This window comes from Gracilibacillus massiliensis, from assembly GCF_001458115.1.
Taxonomy (GTDB): Bacteria; Bacillota; Bacilli; order Bacillales; family Amphibacillaceae; genus Gracilibacillus; species Gracilibacillus massiliensis.
The window spans coordinates 181,115-201,208 of the sequence record NZ_CZRP01000011.1 but is presented as its reverse complement, the minus strand read 5'-3'; the positions used below and the strand labels follow the sequence as shown (position 1 = coordinate 201,208).

The window sequence follows — 20,094 nt, the reverse complement described above, 5'->3', positions numbered from 1 at the left end:
ATAAGGAGGCACAACTGAAATGAAAGCAGCGATAATCTACACCTCTGTCACTGGTAACACCTCTACCCTGGCAGAAATTATTCATGATAAAATGGAAAAACGTGATATTGTCACTGACCTAATACCAATTGAAGATTTCCATCCCAGTCTATTACAGCAATATGATATTGTTGCTGTTGGCACGTATTCATGGGATAATGGAGATCTTCCGATGGAAATGGAAGATCTTTTTGAAACGTTTGAAACAGAAGAGCTCAAACATCTGACTACAGGTGTGTTCGGAACAGGCGATAGTTTCTATCCTTATTATTGTGGTGCTGTCGATCTTTTTAGAGATATGCTTTTTGTCCACACTAATTTAGCTGTGACATTAAAAGTAGAATTAACGCCACAAGATGACGATTTAAATCGTTGTGAAAAGTTTTGTGATCGATTGACACAAGAACTTGCAGTTGTTTATTAAGACTGTTTAACACTGTCTACAGCTGGTTCAAACGGATAGAAGTTGACATGTGAGCTTATGATAGTTGCTGTAAGGAGAATTTATTATGATGGTTGAATATTTGTTAGTATTTTTAGGTGCCGCTATCCCTTGGTTTGAAATTGCATTAGTTATTCCATTTGGTATTATTACTGGATTAAACCCTGTCGTCGTTATGATCGTTGCTTTTATTGGAAACATGGTGACGATATTGGCTTTAATTATTGGATTTGATAAATTTGAACACTGGTTTTCCAAGAAAGAAAAGAAAAATTCTAAACGAGAAGAACGGGCAAGAACGATGTGGAATAAATATGGCCTACCAGGAATGGTAATGCTTGGGCCTATCTTTATTGGTTCCCATATTGCTGCATTCATCGGAATGCTACTGGGAGCAACAAAACAAGCAACATTGGCCTGGTCCACTATTAGTATTGGCGTATGGTCATTAGTTTTTGGTATATTTACTGCATTAGGGTTTGATTTTTTTGTTCGGTAATAAATAGACTATCCTATAATTTCTAGGATAGTCTTTTGTTATTTGTTCACAAATTTATCATTAGAAGTTGACGGTTATTAGGTTATAATAGGCAATAAGAAGGTGATGGAATGCAATCCTTATATTCATGGCTGGTCATCATTCATATTTTTTCCGCTATCGTCGGGATCGGTCCTGGTTTCATTTTAACAACTATTGTTCGATCAGCGAAAACGATGCCTGAAATACGTCATGCATTCGCTTTAAAAAAAACCATACATATTTTTGTGATGATTGGTGGGATTCTCGTCTTAGTGACAGGCCTATTAATGGGAGCTATTAGACCGATTCTTTTTCAACAAGGTTGGTATGTAATGAGTATGCTTCTATACTTCGTCGCTCTATCATTAGGGCCTACGTTTTTGAAAAAGTACTCTGTGCCTATCAAAAAAATACTGGCAGATAAAGAAATTGAACAAGTACCTGCCAGCTATTATCCGAACCTACATCGATTATTGCGCATTGAATATTTGGAAAATGGTTTGCTCTTAATCGTAATCTTTCTAATGATCACCAAACCATTTTAATATAAACTCTAAACATAAATTTCGTAATAATTTCATTCATACTTGAAGGATTATACGACATAACTCTGGTAGCAATTTTGAAATGGTATATATGTGTGGTGCCCGCTTCGGCTTGCCCACTTCCCTTTCCGTGGGGTTTTCCCTTCAGCTAACTTTTCCAAGCAAAAATCGCTTAAAAAGTGGATCTTCAGGTAAAACGATCCCACAGGAGTGGAAGTGGCCGCCTCCGCTGAATAAAACTCTACAAATATTACAAATGCTAACATTTTGGATTGTTACAGATATGAAGGTATATTGTTAAGAATGACAAGTAATCAAAAGACAAATTCATAGGCTATATTGAATAAAGCCAATATGATTATTCTTATTTGTTTTGTAGAGGAAAAAAAGCGCAGGCGTCCGCTTTCATTCCTGCGGGATGTTTTTCCCCTAAGATCCACTTTTTAAGCGAATTGTGCTTAAAAAGTTAGCTTAGGGAAAAACCCGCGGAAAGGAAGCGGACAAGCCGGAGCGAGTGTCACGCAATCATAATATCTCATACTTATCACTACAATAATGTCGCACTTTCCTGCTTTTGCTAATTAAGATTTATTGTTTCAATTTTCTAAGTGGAGAATATTATTTATCTCCGTTTCTTATTTTTAACTCGCTTGTTTCTTTTCTATATACATTTCCACCCATGGGCGAATCGCTATGTATAGTCCAGCGATTATTAACCAAGTGAATGCTAAATATGTCCATCCTTTGAAGAAATTCAAACTATATTCATAACCAGTGATAAACATGATTCCTGGAAAAAGAATAATAAACACAAACGTCAAACCAAATGCCCATCTCGTACAAAGTTTCGCATCTTTTAGTAATTGTTTATCTTCCATTGCTTACACCACTTCCTTTTTCATAACACTATCGTTAGATTCTTCTTTTTTATCCTCATCAAAACTATGGAATTTATCTTTTAACGAATCAAAATCAAACTCTTGATTGCTAAGCAGTCCATGTCCAATTGCGATTAAACCACTGACTAGAAACACCGTGACATTACCGAATAACATTGAATGCAATTCACCTAACGAAGCAACCGAAATTTCACCGTATCGTACTTGAGCGGTAATAACCCAAACAGTTATACCTGTTACCATTCCTGCTAATGCTCCATAAAAGTTACCTGTGCTTGTTGCTTTCTTCCACATCAGACCTAATGTTAACGGAATAACGGCCCCACTAACGAAAATACCCATGGCCATGTACACAAAGCTTAAACCGATCCCTACTTTGAAAAGTAGAATAGATAATAGCCCCATTGCTAAACCGAAACTTAAGGTAACGATACGTGAGACTTTTAATGTTTTTTCTCCTGTTGCATGTGGATTAATTGATTTACGGTAGATATCGGTCACTATAATATTGGTTATCGCTGTTAACTCTGCAGCTCCAGTTGACATAACTGCCATAAACAGCATGACTAAAAACAAAATAGAACCAACAGAACCTAATAAATGTTGTGCCATCAATGGAGCTGAAGCATCCGGATCGCCAATATTTAATCCAAGTCCTGCTGCACTAACCCCTAGAAACGTTGCAATCGCAAATGGAATAGCAAACCAAGCAATCCCACCATAAATATATGCTTTTGATGCTGCGCTATTCTTACTTGCGATCGCACGCTGCCAATAGGATTGATCGACAAATACCGTACCAAAGTTTCCAATGATATTTATCATCCCAAAGAATAAGCCTGGTACAGATGCCATTGTAAGCATTTGACTTTGTTCTGGAATCGCCTGTAATCCTTCATAAACCGTATCGACACCGAATTTTACATACACAACCGTTGCAAAAATTGTAAGAATCACAAAGATCATAACTGTATTTAAATAATCGGCAATAAATGATGCCTTTAAACCACCAATCATCGTGTAAATAGTGAATGTTAACGGGATAAGAAAGGCTGCGATATAAATGTTCATCCCTGTTAAAGAATTAAGTGCAATCGCACCACCTAAAATAACCATCGCTGTTACGATGATATTGGTCATTAACGCAAATCCCATCATTAACTTGTGATTCTTTTTATCAAATCGTTTACCAACAAATTCTAAAAATGTGTGTGCTAAAGGAGCTTTTCGCTTTAAGTGAATCGCTACAATTGCAAAAAGCAATACTTGAATACATGCACCTGCTGCATACCAATAGGGACCACTAATTCCATACTGAAATCCTGTTGATGAAGACATCATTAAGGTTGCTGCCCATGTCCATGCTGCAATAATGGATGCACTTGCTAAACCAATTCCTACACTTCGTCCTGCGGTACTAAATTGTTCTGCTGTCATTTTCTCTTTTCGGCGACGTTGCATGACGATTGTCAATCCTGTAAAAAACACGCCAAATATTAGTAATATCAGATAACCCGTTGTTGATGATAACATAATTGCTCCTCCATTTTTTTGTAATGAAGCTCACCGGAAAGCTTTTTGAATAGTTAGATTATTTAACAACTATTAGGTTATCGGAGATTATCTGACGAAACAAACACCATGTCAGGAAACCTAACATACTTTTTCGCAAATTAAAACAAATTCACAAAAGCAGGATCATGCGAGATAACTCTAGTGGTAATTTTGAAAGGATGTATGTGCGTGGTAATCGCTTCGGCTTGCCCACTTCCGTGGGGTTTTCCCTTCAGCTAACTTTTTCAAGCAAAAACCGCATGAAAAAGTGGATCTTCAGGGAAAACGATCCCATAGGAGTGGAAGGAGGCCACTGAAAAACCCCCTTCCTTTTTAATCAATAAAAATACAATCCCAAAATTCATACTAAATATCATATGAAAGTGGGGAATTATATGCATTTTCAATAGTGTTTCGGGGGTTAAAGTGGGGAAAATAATTTCCATAATATGTTTTTCAGTGGCCTCGAGTGGAAGTGGCCGCCTACGCTAGTGGAACTCTACAACTATTGCAAATGCTAATATTTTGGAGTGTTACACTTAGACAATAAATCAACTTATATTGCTAACATTGATATGTAATCTAATCTAATGATAAATTGATGAGAAATAGTAAATGCGCCGACCTGAATTTTCTTGCTTGAGTTGTAGAGCATTAAAAAGCGCAGGCGTCGGCTTCCACTCCTGCGGGATGTTTTTATCCGAAGATCCACTTTTTAAGCGCACTTTGCTTAAAAAGTTAGCTGAGGAAAAAAACCCGCGGAAAGGGAAGCCGACAAGCCGAAGCGGTTGTTACGCAGTTCTCAAATCTCATAATTAGAAACTAGAGTTAGGTCGCATAATCCTTCTTATATTCAGTAAAGCTACAGAATCATTCCCTTTTGCTTTTTGGTTCTCTTGAGATATTATATTTGATCTACTATAATACATAGTATGATATTACTAGAATTTCCATAAAGGCGGTGGTGACATGGATAATAACGCGCTTAACGACCTACTTGAGCTTGTAAACAACGCCATACCTGGTAATAGATTGTTTTTAGGTCGTACGACGGACACGACGTTTACTATTATTCATACAATTGATAAGAGTCAAACAGGTATCGAATTATATAATAATCAAACAGTAGATATGAACGAATCCTATTGTCAACAAATCTTTTTTGACCAACAAGAACCAGTACTTATTAATGATTCAACAAAAAATAATCTTACAAAAGATCTTGATGTAACTGCAGAACAACATATTCGTTCCTATGTTGGTGTACCTGTTTTTTATAAAGATGGAGATATGTTCGGTACATTATGTGCTGTTAATCCTGAGAAAAACCAATTTAATCATAAAACAATTGATCTATTAGAACGATTCTCTCGACTTTTTTCATTTGTTATAGAGCTAGAACGGCAAGCCACCATTGATAACCTTACCAATACCTTCAATCGAAACTATCTATTTGAACATTTTACTAATTGGGGAACGGAAGGTATCGTAATGTCACTCGATTTAGATGGTTTTAAAAACGTCAATGATACATACGGACATAACATAGGAGATCAAACACTTATTGAAGCTACCAATCGTATGAAACAAATCATACGTAAAAATGATGCGCTTGTTCGCTTAGGTGGCGATGAATTTATCGTAATACTGCCTCATGCAACTATAGATGAAGCACAAATTATCGCAAAACATATAATAAAATCTCTTAGTGATTGGTCTAGCTACACACCCAAAATTTCTATATCAGCAAGTATAGGCATTGTTTATTATACAAATGAACCAGTTAATACTCTACTAAATACTGCTGATTCTGCTCTATATAAAGCAAAACAAAATGGAAAATCAACCTATGTAACTGTATGTGACTGATAGAGACAACTATTATATTCTTATCAATCAAAACCACCAGTGTGAACTGGTGGTTTGCTCTGCGGCTGAAAGCCTCTATTACCGGCCTCGGCCTAAAAGGCCCACTGAATAGGTTTCCCTTCTGCACCACACTCACTCACTGATTCTAAAAGAATCTCTTATTTCTTCTTATGTTTTTCTCCAGTGAACGGGTCAATTTCTTCGAATAAGGTCAACTGATCACTCATGTAGTCCTCTCTAAGCTGATTTCTAATATATTCTTGTATTTGATTTTTATTTCTTCCCACTGTATCTGCGAAGTAGCCTCGACACCAGAATTTTCGATTACCGTACTTGTATTTTAAATTGGCGTGACGATCATATATCATTAAACTACTTTTACCCTTTAAGTATCCCATGAATTGAGATACACTTAGTTTTGGCGGAATACTTACTAACATATGAATGTGATCTCTGCATGCATGTGCCTCGTGTATTTCAACTCCCTTCCTTTCACAAAGCTCTCTTACTATTTTGCCAATACTTCTTTTATATTTTCCATATATAATTTGCCTTCTATATTTTGGCGCAAAAACTATATGATACTTACATCTCCACTGTGTATGTGCTAAACTGTTCTTGTCCTGCATTGGACATGCCTCCTTCTTTGGTGAGATTTGGTGGTCGGGAAACCAACCTTATCTTACCATGAAGAGAGGCTTTTTTGTGCCCCTACGCTAGAAGCTCTATGGAACCCCCGGCATAGCCAGGGGTTTTCCAAGACCGTAAAAAAATCAGCGGAAGTATTAAACTCCCGCTGATAAAAACCCCCCGCTACTTACTTTCCACATATTGACTAATGCTTGCCATTTCATTTTTGATTCGAGGTAAATCATTAGATAGAAAGCGCACTAAATAACCGATGTCACGTAAACTAGTAACACTTACTTGATGATCTGCAGATGATTGATTCCAATGCTCCGGATCTATTTTTAATTGGTGATCGATTATCCAGATACTTGCCACATATTGAAAATTACCCATTACACCTTGATGTTGAATTGACTGAATATTTGGATCAAAATGTATTCGATCATATACCAAGCATTGCTCTTCCATCCATACCTCTAGCATCGTTTGACAGCTTTCGAACGTAAATGACTCTCCACGTTTTTCTCGACCAGGATATAGTATTTCTTCCCAATAGAAACGGCTATTCCGTTTCATATCTACTTTGGTATGACTTTGAAAACTACTATTAGCAAACGGTATGACCTCTTCTGTTTTCCATGATAAAGAAGCCCTGTCTGCAAGTTCAATACTCACTTTTTGCGAGCTCGGTCGGCCATTGAAAGATGGATATACTTTAGTTGCTGCTTGCGGATGGAGTGTTATAGTGCTACCTTCTTCCAATTGAACATTATATTCGTTGCTGTCACCTGCGACAAGACCACCTGATGACTCCATCAAATAAACGGTTAAGTCGCTAGCATTTTTCACATATAGTCCTCTGCTTGCTTTTAAAGGTGGTTGGTAATAAACATCCTTCATGATTGTTTTGTTTTTTCTCTTGCCAAATAAAAGATCAAGCTTACCATCCATCTAAGATAGTTCGCTTCCTTCTAATAGCATTGCATGTTGAATCCACTCGATCACTTCTGGAATACCGTCACCTTTTTTTACATTGGTAAATACAAATGGTCGTTCTTTACGTGCTTCCTTCGCATCTAGTTTCATTTTATCCAGGTCTACTTCCACGTATGGGGCTAGATCGATTTTATTGACTAACAACAAATCTGACCTCGTTACACCTGGACCACCTTTTCTTGGAATATCGCCACCTTCAGCCACGTCAATTACATAAATATAACCGTCGACTAATTCCGGACTAAAGGTTGCCGATAAATTATCTCCACCGCTTTCTAACAATATGATATCTAAATCATTAAAACGTCGTTTCAATTCATCTATCGCTTCAAAATTCATTGAGGCGTCCTCTCTGATCGCAGTATGTGGACATCCTCCTGTTTCGACACCAATAATCCGATCTTCAGGTAAAATACCTTGTGTAATCAAAAATTGCGCATCTTCTTTGGTGTAAATATCGTTAGTGATAACCGCAACACTATAGTTTTCCACCATTTCCTTTGTTAGCTTCTCTACTAAAGAGGTTTTCCCTGATCCTACAGGGCCTCCAACACCTACAATAACTGGTTTCATTTTCTTTTCCCCTTCCTTATGATATAAATAATCTTGACGTTAAATATTTATGTTGCATTGACGCTAACTCCAATCCCACTGCATGGTTTGAAAGGTCTTTTAATGAGCGCCTTAAAATTTGATTTGTTGCCTTTTCTATCTCAGGAATTAAACGATGAATCACTTCAATTCCCGCCTTTTGTCCTAATGGAATCGCTCGGACAGCATTGTGGACAAGACCGACTGTTGATGAATATAGAAAAGTCATTATTGTTGTATAAAGATCAAATTTCATCTCTTTTGCATACAAACTATAGACGATTGGAAAATGAGCGGTCACTTTTTTCTGATGTAAGAGTCTTTCCCATTCTTGAAGGGATGGGACCTCACTTACTGGTAACACCGCTTTTAGAAATTGCTTACCAATCATACTGCTAGCTTCCCTTGTTTCTTCGGCATTTTTACTGGCATCACAGATTTTTTCTAAACGAATTAACGCAGGCATTTCCTCCTGCAAATAAGCTTCCTTAACAAAAATCCCATCTGTATAGGCAACATTTTCTCGGACATACATGCTGCAAAACGAAAATAGATCTTCTTTTGAAGCAATGGTGTCTGCCTGAATAAACGTCTCCATCCCAAACGAATGAGTATAGCTTCCTATCGGAAATGCCGAATCATGAATATGCATTAAGTACAAAAATTTAGTGCTGATGGCCTCTGTACTTAAAGGGCTCTGTAAATCTTCTTTCTGTTGCTTCATACTCTACACCTACTTCATCAAATAGACGTTCTAACGTTTCATCATAGCGGACCACGATTTCTGATTCCGAAATTAAGCACGGGGTATGACGATTCCCTAATTCAAATGCTGCTTTCCCCATTTCGATGATCGAAGAGGGATAGACAACATAAACTCTTTCCTTTTTGGTACGAATTACAATTTGTTTTGTAGCATCTTCATAAACAATATCTCCAACTTTTAATGGTGCTTTTTCCTCAAGTGAGATCGCCACATCTGTACCTTTATCTGTTGTCTTTCTTAAAATTCGTTTGTTTAATTCGTCCCAATCTAATTCGATCCACTCACGGTTGGCATGATCTTTGGTTTGTTCTTCTATATTTCCAATAATTTCTTTCGTTAACATTACGACTCCTCCTAAAATAAATAATATCTTTGTGCCAGCGCAACTTCTTCAAATGGTTCACAAGTTATCACTTCTCCATCAAGTTTTACCTCATATGTTTCTGGATCAACCTCAATTTTCGGTGTGAATCCATTTAAAGGTAAATCAGATTTTTGAAGATTTCGACAATTTCGCACTGGACGAATTATTTTTTGCAAGCCTAATTTTTCATGCACCTTATCTTGAAGGGCAGCTTGCGATACAAAAGTGATGGCAGTTTGATACTTCGCCTTACCTAAAGAGCCAAACATTGGTCGCATCATCACTGGTTGTGGCGTTGGGATCGATGCGTTTGGATCACCCATTTGTGCATAGGCAATCATTCCACCCTTGACCACGGTTTCTGGTTTCGTTCCGAAAAACTTCGGATCCCAAATAACGATGTCGGCAAGTTTACCAACTTCAATTGACCCTATATCTTCATTCATCCCGTGGGTAATAGCAGGATTTATCGTGTATTTAGCAACATAACGTTTCGCACGTGTATTGTCATTTGCGGCTTGCTGATCTTCTTGTAAAAGACCTCGTTGTTTCTTCATTTTATCGGCTGTTTGCCATGTTCTGGTGATACTCTCACCAACTCGCCCCATTGCTTGCGAATCAGAGGAAATCATACTGATGACACCTAGGTCATGTAAGATATCTTCTGCAGCAATCGTTTCTGGACGAATACGTGAGTCAGCAAAGGCCACATCTTCTGGCACATTATGATCTAAATGATGGCAGACCATCAACATATCTAAATGCTCATCAATGGTATTTACTGTATATGGTCTGGTTGGATTGGTCGACGATGGTAATACATTAGGTAAGGATGCAATTTTCATAATATCTGGTGCATGTCCTCCACCAGCACCTTCTGTATGATAAGTATGGATCACCCGTTCACCAATTGCTGCCACAGTATCTTCTAGGAAACCTGCTTCGTTTAACGTGTCGGTATGGATGGCCACTTGCACATCCATTTCATCTGCAACAGCCAAACACTGACTAATTGCTGCCGGTGTAGTGCCCCAATCCTCGTGCAGTTTCAAACCAATTGCACCTGCTGCTATTTGTTCACGTTGGGGAGCTGCTGTGGATGCGTTCCCTTTTCCTAAAAAACCTATATTGATCGGATATTCTTCTGCCGCTTCCAGCATGCGATGAATATTCCACTGTCCTGGTGTACAGGTAGTTGCATTCGTTCCAGTTGCTGGCCCTGTTCCCCCACCTAGCATTGTAGTATACCCTGCAGCTAATGCTACTTCAATTTGTTGTGGACTAATAAAATGAATATGAGCATCGATTGCACCGGCTGTTACAATCTTATTTTCACATGCGATTACTTCTGTTGAGGCTCCTACAATCATATTTTCAGTAACACCTTCCATGACATCAGGGTTACCACCCTTACCAATCGCCACAATTCGACCATTTTTCACACCTATATCTGCTTTAACAATACCGGTATAATCTAAGATAAGCGCGTTGGTCAAAATCAAATCTAAAACATTCTCATCTCTTGTTCTAGTACTGCTTTGTCCCATGCCGTCTCGTAATACTTTTCCACCACCAAAAACACTTTCATCCCCATAGCTTGTATAATCTTTCTCAACCTCTATCCATATTTCTGAGTCGGCTAAACGAATTTGGTCACCTGTCGTCGGACCATAGAGGGCCGCATATTGTTGACGTGATAGTTTCATAGATTACGCTCCTTTCTAAAAATCTTTTTCCTTTATCGTTTGCAAAATCTTCTCTTTTTCTGAGGTAGCTCCGTTTGTAAGATTATTAAGTCCATATACGTGAAGATTACCTGCTATTTCAACAAGCTCGATTTCCTTTTCCTCGCCAGGTTCAAAACGCACCGCTGTACCTGCAGCAACATTGAGACGCATGCCGATCGTTTCTGAGCGATCAAATACAAGTTCACGATTCACCTCTGGAAAATGATAATGGGAACCTACTTGAATTGGGCGATCTCCTTGATTGGAAATCTTTATCTTTTTTGTGTTTCTTCCCTTATTAATAGTGATCGTTTCTTTAGCTAATTTTAATTCTCCTGGTATCATTTCCACACCTCCTAAATGATTGGTTGATGAACCGTAACAAGTTTCGTTCCGTCCGGGAATGTTGCTTCGATTTGCACACTCTCCACCATTTCAGGAATCCCCTCCATTACGTCATCCGCTGTTAATAAATGTTTTCCTTCTTGCATTAATTGAGCAACTGTCTTTCCTTCTCTTGCTCCTTCTAATAAATAACAGCTAATTAAGGCAACTGATTCTGGATAATTTAGTTTTATTCCTTTATTCTTACGTTTTTCCGCTAGTTCACCTGCTACGTGTAGTAACAGTTTTTCTTGTTCCACGGGCGAAAGCTTCACCTTTATTCCTCCCCATTTACTTTTAATATATTGTTAACCCTAACATGACAACTCACAATCCACTAAAGTATTGTGAGGTTTTCTTACATATCTTTTTACGATACTATTAATCTTCTTTTGATAATAAACAGATTATTAAAACTAACGAAAAATCATATCAGTAAAATTATAAGAGTATTTTAATGACCAAAAAAAGCAGGTGAAATATATTATCCACCTGCTTGACGAAAATAGTTGTATGTTCCCAGTCCATCTCTTTTAAATTAATGTAAATCTTCTAGAATTCATTTAATTTGTATTCTTACTACTTGATAATCAATGTAATACCGGATAAAAAGAATATCAAAACTACTATGATATCCTTTTTATCCCACTCGTTCGTATGTTTATGATAATGAATAGCGTCCATCATCATACTAACAGAGCCTATTATCGGAGCAATACCAATAAACCCATACTCCGAACGAATGATAGCTGCTATTAAAATAACGATCATGGCTGCTAATAGTAGACTTTGCGTTATCATAAATAGTTTCGATTTTGGATATCTTTTACGATGGTCATCTTCAAAGAATATTCCCACATCAATTCCTCTTTCATTCTATTATTTCGATATTTACAGGATAAACATAAGGCTGATCAGGCTCTTCTATTACAGTAGCGTCCTTTACTTGAATCAATGGCAGTTCAGTACCTTGGTACTCCGATAATGCAATGGTTCCGGTTATTTCCAACCAGGTATTATCCTCTATTGTCATTGGATGATCAAATTCTGTTAAAAAGCCAATCAAACTAGCATCTGCCACACAATGTGTAACTAGAAATCGTCCGATGACTAATTGTTGAGGACTAAAATCCGCTTCCCGATAAACAAACCCGGATAAAGTAACTTCTACTCCTTGTAATTGTTGAGCATTCTGCATTATTTCCTGATAATAGGTCGAGAAAAGCGTGTCATCCATCATAATATGGTTTTGATTTACAATATTTTCACGTAATTGATCATAGTCTTTATTAGAAATTTTATTTTTATAAATATTTGGATCAATCGCATTATGGTCAATCTCGGTTTGTTGGTCTTCTTGATTCTGAGCACCGTTTTCTTTTGCGGACTTTTCTGCATTATTTGTAATTGATAATGTTGCTCCTTTATTTTTTGCTATCGATGCATCTAAGCTTGATAAAGGGACTAGTATACCTGTGAATAGTGGAAATATAATCACACTATAACTAATCAACTTCCTAACGTTTAAAGGTTGATCACCATGATCGTGAAAATGATCGTGTTCGTGATGGTGGTGTTGATGATTGTCCTCTTTTTCATTAAAGGTAAATACTCTATGCATCTGAGCCAAAAATAATACGAGAAATAACCCCGCTCCAGTTTTACTTAACGACTCATATTTAGGATTAATTAATTTTAGTATATCCTCACTTACATGTAATTGAAAGATAAACACAGTGAAAAATATTAAAATAATGGCACGACCTAGTTGTTGCCCATTGATTTTCATTAACTTCCCCTCCTACAAAACAATTGTCAACAGACTGATAGTAAGAAACACAGTTATCGACACAATCCCGACAAAAATAATAACAAATTTGGTTTTAAAGACACTTAACATCATCAAAGTATTTTTCAAATCGATCATAGGGCCGTAAACAAGGAATCCAAGGATAGCACTTCTAGGAAATATACTAGAAAAAGATGCTCCGATAAATGCATCAGCTTCTGAACATAATGAAAGCAAATAGGCTAAGCTCATCATCACTACAAGCGACGTGAATTGATCATCCCCTAAACTCACTAACAGATTGGTAGAGACATAAACTTGTACAAAAGAAGCTAAAAACGCACCAATAATAAGATATTTTCCCATATCAAAAAATTCATCTACCGCATGTATAAGAGTTTTTCCTAATTTTTCAAGCAATGATTGACGGTCTGTATGATCATTACAACTTGTCATGGAGGTAGTCGTTGTCTTTAATTGATTGGATTTGAATAAGAAACTGATTAAAACAGCAATTATCAAGGCAATAATAAACCCCACACCCATCCGTAATATAGCCATCTCTAAGTCATTTCCGAATGCCATATATGTGGAATAAATAACAATAGGGTTTATCAATGGTCCTGTTAATAAAAATCCTACACCAGCATAAATAGGGACACCTTTATCTATCAGACGCCTGACAATAGGAACTATTCCGCACTCACAAGCAGGAAATAACCCGCCAACGACACAACTCATAAATATGGCTGCATACCTATTTTTTGGTATCCATTTCTTTAGTTGATTTTCTGTAATAAACATCTGAATAAATCCGGCGATCAGTACACCGATTAATACAAATGGTAAAGCTTCAATCAAAATGCTTAAAAATATAGTGTTGAGCTGATACAAATCATTTGATAAGCCATTTATTTTATAGGTATCACTAAAACCTATTACATAAACGACCATACCAAATAGTAATAAAATTGCCGTATCAATAATAATAGATGGTACACTTTTTTTCATAGCTTAACTTGCTCCTTTATATACTAATCTATTAATATCTATATGAATCGTTTTTTAATAATAGAAGTAAATCACAGGATTAAATCGTAATCATTCCGTTTTTTTCTTCCCATGATATTTCTTACTGAATAAACAGCAAAAAATGAAAAAATGCAATTATGTTTTGATCTAAATATGTTACAATATTTAAGGCTTTTATTTGATTGAAGGAGGATTTATATGCAACAAGAAGGTGAACTTTCACGTGCAACAGGCAGTTCTAAAATAAATAAATTGGACTTCCGTTTAGGTGCTTTTGGCGCAGCTATTCCGTTATTAGTTTTTGTAATATGGGCGATAACTACGAGTGTATTGCAATTATCTTCTGAAATTGGACTCGTTTTAGGGGCTATTTTCGGGATTACTTTAGGTTTATTCTTTTCGAAAAGTAAATGGGCGGATTATGCCCAAGGATTATTTGAAGGATTAGCTCAGCCAATAGGCGTGATAGCAATGGTGGCATGGTTTTATGCCGGTATGTTTGCTCAAGTGCTTCAGGTTGGTGGACTTGTTGAAGGTCTGGTATGGATTGGTACCATCACTGGATTTACAGGTGGACTTTTCGTAGGTTTAACTTTTATATTAGCAGCTATCTTCTCAACAGCAGTTGGAACAGGGTATGGAACAACAGTTGCTTTCTGTACATTAATGTTCCCAGCTGGAGTAGCAACAGGAGCTGATCCGACAATTTTATTCGCAGCGATCCTAGCTGGTGCAGTATTTGGGGACAACCTTGCACCTGTATCTGACACCACGATCGTTTCAGCAACCACCCAAGGTGCGGATGTACCTGGAGTTGTCCGTAGTCGATTTAAGTATGCTGTTTCTGCAGCGATCCCTACACTTATTTTATTCGTCATTTTTGGTGGTGGTGGTTCTTTTGAAAATCAAAATAGTTTAGAAGCCACCACAAGCCCAAATGGACTTTTGATGCTGATACCTTTTATTATTGTCTTGTTTCTAGCGATTTCTGGACATCACATTATTACATCCCTAACGTGGGGCATTTTAGTGGCAGTATTAATGTTAGTACTTTTTCCAGTCGGGACGTTCAGTGATGTGATTCGTTTTAATCCTGATTCGGACACTATTGTGGAAGGAGCGCTGATTAACGGAATTGTCGGTTACATGAATATGGCGATCCTCATTCTGTTAATTGTCGCCGCAGCGCATTTATTACGTTTAGGTGGAACAATGGATGTTATCACATCTACATTAGTCAAATGGATTAAAAACTCTGTAAAAAGAGCTGAAGTTTCGATTTGGGCAATTGTTGCATTACTAAATAGTGCGATCACGATTAATACAGCAGCTGAAATTGCCGCTGCTCCTTTTGTACGAGAAATCGGAGAAAAGTACAAGATTCATAGTTACCGTAGAGCAAATATGCTGGATGCCATTACATCTGCACTCGGTTATATTTTTCCTTGGGGCGCACCGGTTTTACTTGGCTGGTCCACAATTTCTATGATGCAAGAAACCTATCAATGGTTGCCTGTTGTTTCACCGACGGCCGTTTTTCCATTTGTGTTTCAAGGATGGTTCCTAGTAATTGTAATGCTAATCGCAGCACTTACAGGGTGGGGCCTACGTTATCAAGGTAAAAATGGAGAGGAATTAAAGCAACCGCCTAAAGCATGAAAAACAAAGTGATTTGGGGAAAGAATGCTTTAATTAGACATAAAAGGCGACATCATTGATGAGTATAAATTTTGTTAGATACGGAAGCACTTTCTTCTTCACGGGAATTTACTCGCGCTTGACGGGAATTCATTCTCTCTTCACGGGAATCCTCTTCTTCTTGACGGGAATTATCTTCTGCTTCACGGGAAAAAAGCATAATTCCCGTGAAGAATATTATAATTCCCGTCAACAGCAAACCAATTCCCGTGAAGAAAACCTATAAGCAAATATGTCGCAGCTCCCTTTTATTGTGTTGATTTTTTAATTAAGAACAACCTCATTCATCTTTGATTCAAATCACTACTTAAATAATCGTAATTTCTCTATTCTTTCACATGCCTCTTGTAACCTTACCTCGTTATCTAACAGTCCAATTCGAACATAACCTTCACCTGACTCACCAAATCCATTACCTGGTGCCACAACGACGTGTGCCCTTTCCAATAAAAGTTCAGCAAATTGTTCAGACGAGAATCCTTTTGGTGTTGGCATCCAGACGAAAAAAGAACCACTAGCTGTTCCACCATACCAGCCAATCTTTTCTGCATTCGTTAAAAAGGCATCTCTTCTTCTCTGATAGACCTCGTTTAACTCCTCAATAGCTACTTGTCCATTATCCAATGCTGTTTTGGCAGCTTTTTGAATCGCACCAAAAATACTGACATAATAATGATCTTGAATTAATTCTAATGCTTTAATAACTGAAGGATTTCCGACAGCAAATGCTACACGCCATCCCGCCATATTAAATGTTTTAGATAATGTATAAACTTCAACCCCCACATCTTTAGCGCCTTTAGATTGGAGAAAACTTTGAGGCTTATTTCCATCAAACCCTATCGCCCCATATGCAAAATCATGTACCACACAAATATGATGTTTGTTTGCGATTTGAATCGTTTCATCAAAGAATTCCTTTGTTGCTGTCGCTGCTGTTGGGTTGTTCGGATAATTTAAAAACATTAATTTCGAATCATTCAAATCTGCATCTGTTATTTTTTGATAATCTGGTAAAAAGCTGTTTTCTTTTAATAAAGGCATATCTATAGGCGATGCATTGGCAAGGGCAATCCCTGACATATAATCGGGATAGCCTGGATCTGGTACTAACACTTTATCATTTTCATTTAACAAACATTGACTTATTTCGACCAGTCCTGTTTTTGCACCAAATAATATGGCTACTTCTGTTGTCGGATCAATATCGACCTGATACTCCTTTTGATAGAAGTCGGCAATTGCCTCTTTTAAAAAAGGATAACCTTGGAATGGCGAATATTTATGAAACTTTGGATTCTCACTCGCCTCTTGTAATTCTTTCACAATAAATTCAGGTGTCGGCTGATCTGGGTTTCCTTGACCAAGGTTGATGACATCATGTCCTTCTTTCATCAGTGCTTGAGTCGTTTTTACTAATTTAGCAAAAAATTGTTCCGGTAGTCGTTTCAGAGCTTCTGCATATTCAAATTCCATAACAAAATCACTCCCCGTAAAGGTGTGGTACCCGACTAGTAAAGACAGGTATATTGCTTCTGATTTCTTCGACAATCGATAGGTCAATGCTAGTCTCAACCGTGGCCTCTTTTTCTGGTGGTCCAGACTGAACAAGTTCACCAGAAGGATTTATAATAAATGATTCTCCCGCAAAGTCCGTGCCATTACATGTTCCACTGCTATTGGCTGAAATAACATAACATTGATTTTCAATCGCACGTGCATGCTGCAGATATTTCCAATGTTCTTTTCTAGATGTTGGCCATTGGGCGACAACATGAATGACTTCTGCCCCTTGTAATGCCAATGAACGCATTAATTCCGGAAAACGCAAGTCATAACAAATAATCACACCCATTTTGACGCCATCTAGTTCAAATACTTTTGCTTTTTGCTCGCCACCATTTAAGAATTTTGGTTCATCTAACATCGGCACAAGATGGATTTTGTCATATTCATAGACCAAGTCCCCTGTGCGATTAAAAATATAACTCGTATTGTAAATGTCTTTACCTTTTTTATTTGCGATCGATCCAGCAATAATGTTGATTTGATGTCTTTTAGCTAAATTACGCAAAAATGGAATCGTTACTCTGCCATTGTCATCTGCTAATTCATCTAACTGGTCTAATGCATAGCCTGCATTCCACATTTCAGGCAAAACAATCGTGTCTGGCTTGCTTTTAGTCACTTCTGTTTCAACCCATTTTTCTATTTTTTCTTGATTTTCTTTTGGACTAGCGACCACTACATCCATTTGATAAATCATATATTTCATCTGAACACCTACTTCTACTTTTCTCCCATTGTAAAACATATCAATGAGATTAGCGAGCGAGGAAGCACATGATTGATTACATAACCTTTACTAGGATGGGAATAATGGAAAGGACTAGTTACAAGGAGGTTACATAATGGATAAAAAAAGCAAACCAAATCACGGGAAAGAAACATTAACCAATCAACAAGGACATGTCGTAACAGACAATCAAAACGTAAGAACTGTTGGTAATCGTGGTCCGATGACACTTGAAAATTATGATTTTTTAGAAAAAATTAGTCATTTCGATCGCGAAAAAATTCCAGAACGTATTGTTCATGCACGTGGCACAGGGGCACATGGTCATTTTCAATCTTACGGAACAGTAGATGGTGATCCTATTTCAAAGTATACAAGAGCTAAAGTATTCACTAATACCGATGTTCAAACACCTGTCTTTGTTCGCTTCTCTTCCGTCGTTCACGGTAAACATTCTCCTGAGACTTTAAGGGATCCTCGAGGATTTGCAGTGAAATTTTATACTGAAGATGGGAATTGGGATCTTGTTGGCAACAACCTAAAAATATTCTTTATCCGCGATCCACTAAAATTTCCAGATATGATCCACGCTTTTCGACCTGATCCTGTTACAAATATACAGAACCTAGAGCGAATGTTTGATTTTGTAAGTCAATCGCCAGAAGCAATGCACATGATTACTTTTGTCTATTCTCCGTGGGGCATTCCTGCGACCTATCGTCATATGCAAGGTTCAGGTGTGCATACCTATAAATGGATTAATGCAGAAGGAAAAGCTGTGCTTGTTAAATATCATTGGGAGCCTGTTCAAGGTATCAAAAACTTAAGACAAGAGGAAGCAAATAAAATCCAAGCTACTAACTTTAATCATGCTACACAAGATTTATATGAAGCAATTGAGAATGGGGATTATCCCGAATGGGAATTATATGTGCAAATAATGGAGGACGGTGAACACCCTGAATTAGACTATGATCCACTAGACCCTACAAAAATATGGTACAAAGATACCCATCCATGGCATAAGGTTGGAAAAATGGTATTAAACAAGAATCCTGATAACTTTCATGCCGAGACAGAACAAGTTGCATTTGGGACAGGAGTATTGGTAGATGGGTTAGATTTTTCAGATGATAAATTATTGCAAGGCAGAACCTATTCCTATTCTGACACACAACGTTATCGCGTCGGTGCGAATTATTTACAATTACCGATCAATCGACCACACAAAAAAGTAGCTACCAACCAAACCGGTGGACAGATGGATTTCAGACAAGATTACGGAGAATTTAAAAATCCACATGTCGATTATGAACCTTCGATAATAGCTGGTTTAAAGGAAGCGAAAAACCCTGGCGTTGAGCATAAACCCTATGTAGAAGGAAAATTACAACGCACAGCAATTTCTCGTGAAAATAATTTTGGACAAGCAGGTGAAACGTACCGAAGATTAGATGAATGGGAACAAGAAGAATTAATAAAAAACCTTGTATCTGCATTATCAGGATGTCGAAAAGAGATCAAAGATCAGATGGTGAAGATGTGTTATGAATGTGACCAGGACTACGGTGCACGAATAGAAAAGGGATTAAAAGACAGTAGTAATTCTCAATCAGAAAAAATGGATGATGCTATGCGAGCTGAAAGTATGGGACACCCATCTGATCCATATTAAAAGGAGCTTGAGAAACAACCAATTTTCTTAACACCAAATACGAACAATACAATAAGGTTTATTGCGCAATATTAGGATACTGCGCAATAAATGATGTAGTAATTTTGAAATTTCTTTAACTGGTTAACAACCGCTCCGGCTGCCCACTTCCCTTTTACCACGGGCACAAGTGCAACATCTACTCAAGCAAGCTTTCGTAGTGTTTTCTATGCAGTGGGGTTTTCCCTTCAGCTAACTTTTTTTAGCAAAGAACGCTAAAAAAGGTGGATCTTCAGGCA

Annotated in this window: 21 protein-coding genes; 6 read left to right on the top strand and 15 right to left on the bottom strand. The window is 37.4% G+C overall.

Features of this window, described 5'->3' with window-relative positions; all coding sequences use genetic code 11:
• Window positions 1-19 precede the first annotated feature (19 nt).
• The 3 genes from BN3107_RS04765 (at window position 20) to BN3107_RS04755 (ending at window position 1,546) form a co-directional block, all read left to right on the top strand.
• Entirely contained in the window at window positions 20-463 is a 444-nt protein-coding gene (locus BN3107_RS04765) for a flavodoxin domain-containing protein (RefSeq protein WP_058306485.1), read from the top strand.
• A gap of 88 nt (window positions 464-551) precedes the next feature.
• Window positions 552-980 carry a small multi-drug export protein gene (locus BN3107_RS04760; protein WP_058307012.1) on the top strand — a complete coding sequence of 143 codons (429 nt, stop codon included), beginning with the start codon at window positions 552-554 and terminating at the stop codon, window positions 978-980.
• A gap of 110 nt (window positions 981-1,090) precedes the next feature.
• Window positions 1,091-1,546 carry a DUF2269 family protein gene (locus tag BN3107_RS04755; RefSeq protein ID WP_058306484.1) on the top strand — a complete coding sequence of 152 codons (456 nt, stop codon included), beginning with the start codon at window positions 1,091-1,093 and terminating at the stop codon, window positions 1,544-1,546.
• A gap of 641 nt (window positions 1,547-2,187) precedes the next feature.
• Here BN3107_RS04755 and BN3107_RS04750 read toward each other — a convergent pair.
• A complete protein-coding gene (locus BN3107_RS04750; RefSeq protein ID WP_058306483.1) occupies window positions 2,188-2,424 on the bottom strand; it encodes a hypothetical protein in 237 nt (78 codons plus the stop codon).
• A 3-nt stretch (window positions 2,425-2,427) separates the two neighbouring features.
• Window positions 2,428-3,978 carry a sodium:solute symporter family protein gene (locus BN3107_RS04745; protein WP_058306482.1) on the bottom strand — a complete coding sequence of 517 codons (1,551 nt, stop codon included), beginning with the start codon at window positions 3,976-3,978 and terminating at the stop codon, window positions 2,428-2,430.
• 990 nt (window positions 3,979-4,968) lie between these two features.
• Here BN3107_RS04745 and BN3107_RS04735 point away from each other — a divergent pair.
• Window positions 4,969-5,868 (top strand): sensor domain-containing diguanylate cyclase, encoded by a 900-nt coding sequence (locus BN3107_RS04735; RefSeq protein WP_058306480.1) that lies wholly within the window; start codon window positions 4,969-4,971, stop codon window positions 5,866-5,868.
• Between the two features lie 158 nt (window positions 5,869-6,026).
• Here the strand turns inward: BN3107_RS04735 and tnpA are convergent, their stop codons facing one another.
• The 11 genes from tnpA to BN3107_RS04680 form a co-directional block, all read right to left on the bottom strand.
• Window positions 6,027-6,497, bottom strand: coding sequence for an IS200/IS605 family transposase (gene tnpA, locus BN3107_RS04730; RefSeq protein ID WP_058306479.1), 471 nt, complete (start codon window positions 6,495-6,497; stop codon window positions 6,027-6,029).
• 184 nt (window positions 6,498-6,681) lie between these two features.
• Window positions 6,682-7,449 (bottom strand): urease accessory protein UreD, encoded by a 768-nt coding sequence (locus tag BN3107_RS04725; RefSeq protein WP_058306478.1) that lies wholly within the window; start codon window positions 7,447-7,449, stop codon window positions 6,682-6,684.
• Window positions 7,450-8,067 (bottom strand): urease accessory protein UreG, encoded by a 618-nt coding sequence (gene ureG / locus BN3107_RS04720; RefSeq protein WP_058306477.1) that lies wholly within the window; start codon window positions 8,065-8,067, stop codon window positions 7,450-7,452.
• A gap of 16 nt (window positions 8,068-8,083) precedes the next feature.
• Complete coding sequence (locus tag BN3107_RS04715; RefSeq protein ID WP_058306476.1) at window positions 8,084-8,809, bottom strand: urease accessory protein UreF; 726 nt, start codon at window positions 8,807-8,809, stop codon at window positions 8,084-8,086.
• Window positions 8,751-9,194 carry an urease accessory protein UreE gene (locus tag BN3107_RS04710; RefSeq protein WP_058306475.1) on the bottom strand — a complete coding sequence of 148 codons (444 nt, stop codon included), beginning with the start codon at window positions 9,192-9,194 and terminating at the stop codon, window positions 8,751-8,753. The genes BN3107_RS04715 and BN3107_RS04710 overlap by 59 nt, the downstream gene beginning before the upstream one ends.
• An 11-nt stretch (window positions 9,195-9,205) precedes the next feature.
• Window positions 9,206-10,921: an urease subunit alpha gene (gene ureC / locus BN3107_RS04705; protein WP_058306474.1), complete on the bottom strand. Its 1,716-nt coding sequence runs from the start codon at window positions 10,919-10,921 to the stop codon at window positions 9,206-9,208.
• A 15-nt stretch (window positions 10,922-10,936) separates the two neighbouring features.
• Entirely contained in the window at window positions 10,937-11,287 is a 351-nt protein-coding gene (ureB, locus tag BN3107_RS04700; protein WP_058306473.1) for an urease subunit beta, read from the bottom strand.
• Between the two features lie 11 nt (window positions 11,288-11,298).
• Window positions 11,299-11,601 (bottom strand): urease subunit gamma, encoded by a 303-nt coding sequence (ureA, locus tag BN3107_RS04695; RefSeq protein ID WP_058306472.1) that lies wholly within the window; start codon window positions 11,599-11,601, stop codon window positions 11,299-11,301.
• A 304-nt stretch (window positions 11,602-11,905) separates the two neighbouring features.
• Window positions 11,906-12,184, bottom strand: coding sequence for a hypothetical protein (locus tag BN3107_RS04690; RefSeq protein ID WP_058306471.1), 279 nt, complete (start codon window positions 12,182-12,184; stop codon window positions 11,906-11,908).
• A gap of 13 nt (window positions 12,185-12,197) precedes the next feature.
• Entirely contained in the window at window positions 12,198-13,115 is a 918-nt protein-coding gene (locus tag BN3107_RS04685; protein WP_058306470.1) for a TIGR03943 family putative permease subunit, read from the bottom strand.
• A 12-nt stretch (window positions 13,116-13,127) separates the two neighbouring features.
• A complete protein-coding gene (locus BN3107_RS04680) occupies window positions 13,128-14,126 on the bottom strand; it encodes a permease (RefSeq protein ID WP_058306469.1) in 999 nt (332 codons plus the stop codon).
• A gap of 219 nt (window positions 14,127-14,345) precedes the next feature.
• On the opposite strand from BN3107_RS04680, the gene BN3107_RS04675 reads away from it, so the two are divergent.
• Complete coding sequence (locus BN3107_RS04675) at window positions 14,346-15,806, top strand: Na+/H+ antiporter NhaC family protein (RefSeq protein WP_058306468.1); 1,461 nt, start codon at window positions 14,346-14,348, stop codon at window positions 15,804-15,806.
• A 342-nt stretch (window positions 15,807-16,148) separates the two neighbouring features.
• Here the strand turns inward: BN3107_RS04675 and BN3107_RS04670 are convergent, their stop codons facing one another.
• Together BN3107_RS04670 and BN3107_RS04665 are read right to left on the bottom strand one after the other, a co-directional pair.
• Window positions 16,149-17,321 (bottom strand): pyridoxal phosphate-dependent aminotransferase, encoded by a 1,173-nt coding sequence (locus BN3107_RS04670; protein WP_058306467.1) that lies wholly within the window; start codon window positions 17,319-17,321, stop codon window positions 16,149-16,151.
• A 7-nt stretch (window positions 17,322-17,328) separates the two neighbouring features.
• The gene (locus tag BN3107_RS04665) at window positions 17,329-18,120 is read right to left on the bottom strand and encodes a carbon-nitrogen family hydrolase (RefSeq protein ID WP_058306466.1); all 792 of its coding nucleotides are present in this window, start codon (window positions 18,118-18,120) and stop codon (window positions 17,329-17,331) included.
• Between the two features lie 136 nt (window positions 18,121-18,256).
• Here BN3107_RS04665 and BN3107_RS04660 point away from each other — a divergent pair, with 136 nt between their 5' ends.
• Window positions 18,257-19,816, top strand: coding sequence for a catalase (locus BN3107_RS04660; RefSeq protein ID WP_058306465.1), 1,560 nt, complete (start codon window positions 18,257-18,259; stop codon window positions 19,814-19,816).
• Window positions 19,817-20,094 lie beyond the last annotated feature (278 nt).

Bases quoted from the DNA above. Each gene is read 5' to 3' on its own strand.
- BN3107_RS04710 (WP_058306475.1), bottom strand. From the start codon at position 9,194: ATGTTAACGAAAGAAATTATTGGAAATATAGAAGAACAAACCAAAGAT.
- BN3107_RS04685 (WP_058306470.1), bottom strand. From the start codon at position 13,115: ATGAAAATCAATGGGCAACAACTAGGTCGTGCCATTATTTTAATATTT.
- BN3107_RS04735 (WP_058306480.1), top strand. From the start codon at position 4,969: ATGGATAATAACGCGCTTAACGACCTACTTGAGCTTGTAAACAACGCC.
- BN3107_RS04765 (WP_058306485.1), top strand. From the start codon at position 20: ATGAAAGCAGCGATAATCTACACCTCTGTCACTGGTAACACCTCTACC.
- ureC (WP_058306474.1), bottom strand. From the start codon at position 10,921: ATGAAACTATCACGTCAACAATATGCGGCCCTCTATGGTCCGACGACA.
- BN3107_RS04745 (WP_058306482.1), bottom strand. From the start codon at position 3,978: ATGTTATCATCAACAACGGGTTATCTGATATTACTAATATTTGGCGTG.
- BN3107_RS04725 (WP_058306478.1), bottom strand. From the start codon at position 7,449: ATGGATGGTAAGCTTGATCTTTTATTTGGCAAGAGAAAAAACAAAACA.
- BN3107_RS04755 (WP_058306484.1), top strand. From the start codon at position 1,091: ATGCAATCCTTATATTCATGGCTGGTCATCATTCATATTTTTTCCGCT.
- BN3107_RS04665 (WP_058306466.1), bottom strand. From the start codon at position 18,120: ATGAAATATATGATTTATCAAATGGATGTAGTGGTCGCTAGTCCAAAA.
- BN3107_RS04670 (WP_058306467.1), bottom strand. From the start codon at position 17,321: ATGGAATTTGAATATGCAGAAGCTCTGAAACGACTACCGGAACAATTT.
- BN3107_RS04660 (WP_058306465.1), top strand. From the start codon at position 18,257: ATGGATAAAAAAAGCAAACCAAATCACGGGAAAGAAACATTAACCAAT.
- BN3107_RS04750 (WP_058306483.1), bottom strand. From the start codon at position 2,424: ATGGAAGATAAACAATTACTAAAAGATGCGAAACTTTGTACGAGATGG.
- ureB (WP_058306473.1), bottom strand. From the start codon at position 11,287: ATGATACCAGGAGAATTAAAATTAGCTAAAGAAACGATCACTATTAAT.
- ureG (WP_058306477.1), bottom strand. From the start codon at position 8,067: ATGAAACCAGTTATTGTAGGTGTTGGAGGCCCTGTAGGATCAGGGAAA.
- tnpA (WP_058306479.1), bottom strand. From the start codon at position 6,497: ATGCAGGACAAGAACAGTTTAGCACATACACAGTGGAGATGTAAGTAT.
- BN3107_RS04675 (WP_058306468.1), top strand. From the start codon at position 14,346: ATGCAACAAGAAGGTGAACTTTCACGTGCAACAGGCAGTTCTAAAATA.
- BN3107_RS04760 (WP_058307012.1), top strand. From the start codon at position 552: ATGGTTGAATATTTGTTAGTATTTTTAGGTGCCGCTATCCCTTGGTTT.
- BN3107_RS04715 (WP_058306476.1), bottom strand. From the start codon at position 8,809: ATGAAGCAACAGAAAGAAGATTTACAGAGCCCTTTAAGTACAGAGGCC.
- BN3107_RS04680 (WP_058306469.1), bottom strand. From the start codon at position 14,126: ATGAAAAAAAGTGTACCATCTATTATTATTGATACGGCAATTTTATTA.